Annotated in this window: 1 protein-coding gene and 1 pseudogene; both read left to right on the plus strand. The window is 49.8% G+C overall.

Translation table 11 applies throughout. The features are described from left to right. Positions 1-85 precede the first annotated feature (85 nt). The gene (locus ACQKPZ_RS28205; protein WP_427544572.1) at positions 86-868 is read left to right on the plus strand and encodes a hypothetical protein; all 783 of its coding nucleotides are present in this window, start codon (positions 86-88) and stop codon (positions 866-868) included. A 47-nt stretch (positions 869-915) separates the two neighbouring features. Next, positions 916-1,148: pseudogene (locus ACQKPZ_RS28210) on the plus strand (hypothetical protein); the annotation flags it as partial.

Raw genomic sequence — 1,148 nt, forward strand, 5'->3', positions numbered from 1 at the left:
AATCCGTAAGGCGGCTGAGCTTGAAAGTGAAAAATAAGGGGCGCGATGGTGGCTAGCTGAAAGTAACTGCGGCTGAGGGTGTCTTATGAGAATCGGTGCACTGACAGTGTTGTTTGTATCTATTACCTTTGCGGTTGATGTTTCTGCCCAAAGCGATGAGTTGTCTCCTGATGTTGATGGAGAAAAGGTGATTCTAAGGGTCAAGGTACCCAGTGAATTGGCGGCGCGCGAAGTGGAGGCGCTTTATCGCTCAACCGTGTGCACCTCTGTTGCTTATGATATGGATGGAAATCCATATAAGCGGGATGGCTATAGGCAGCTGGATGTGCAGACTGTGCGTGAAGGCGATACTAATGTCTTGCGCACTGAACTGCCCGTTGACCGGGGTGGGCGTTGTCGATGGAGGCTGAGCAACGTCACATTTGGCATCAGATATGGGGAAACGAGTCAGTTTGGTGAAAGCGTCGTTCCTGGTGGTGGCGGCGGCGTTATTGTGCTGTTTGATGAAAGCAATTCCCCAGGTAGTGGTTCGGCTATTGAAGTTGAGGGTGATGTGGATATCAGGCCAGATTATTATCCATGGCTAAGTGAGAGATTTATTGGGGGGTATAGAAAGGCTGCGTATCTGGCTACGAGTCGTAGCCCTTATGTTAGGTATCTAGCGCTGAGTGCTCGACGTGTAAATTTTGAACCTGTCCTTCACTCCGACTATTTGGTGCGTTCTGTTGGGCCAAAAATTAAACGCAAAGGTAACCATGCAATATTTCACTATTCAGATGGCAGTAGCTCGACTGAGGGAGGGGGCGAACCGAGCTTTCGAAGGCTTCAGGAAATCCGCAAGGCGGCTGAGCTTGAAAGTGCAAAATAAGGGGCGCGATGGTGGCGGGTTAAAGTAACTGCGGTTTAGGGGGGCTTATGACAGTCAGTGAGCTGGCAGTGTTGTTTGTATTTTCAACCTTTGCGCTTGATGTTTCTGCCAGGGGTGATGAGTTGTCTCCTGACAATGACGGGGAAAAGGTAATCCTAAGGGTCAAGGTACCCAGTGAATTGGCAGCGCGCGAAGTGGAGGCGCTTTATCGCTCAACCGTGTGCACCTCTGTTGCTTATGATATGGATGGAAATCCATATAAGCGGGATGGCTATAGGCA

Source organism: Pseudomonas sp. NPDC089547, from assembly GCF_050280665.1.
In the GTDB taxonomy this organism is placed as follows: Bacteria; Pseudomonadota; Gammaproteobacteria; order Pseudomonadales; family Pseudomonadaceae; genus Aquipseudomonas.

What these genes read in the sequence shown, in the direction of transcription:
- ACQKPZ_RS28205 (WP_427544572.1), top strand. Translation starts at nt 86, where the DNA reads ATGAGAATCGGTGCACTGACAGTGTTGTTTGTATCTATTACCTTTGCG.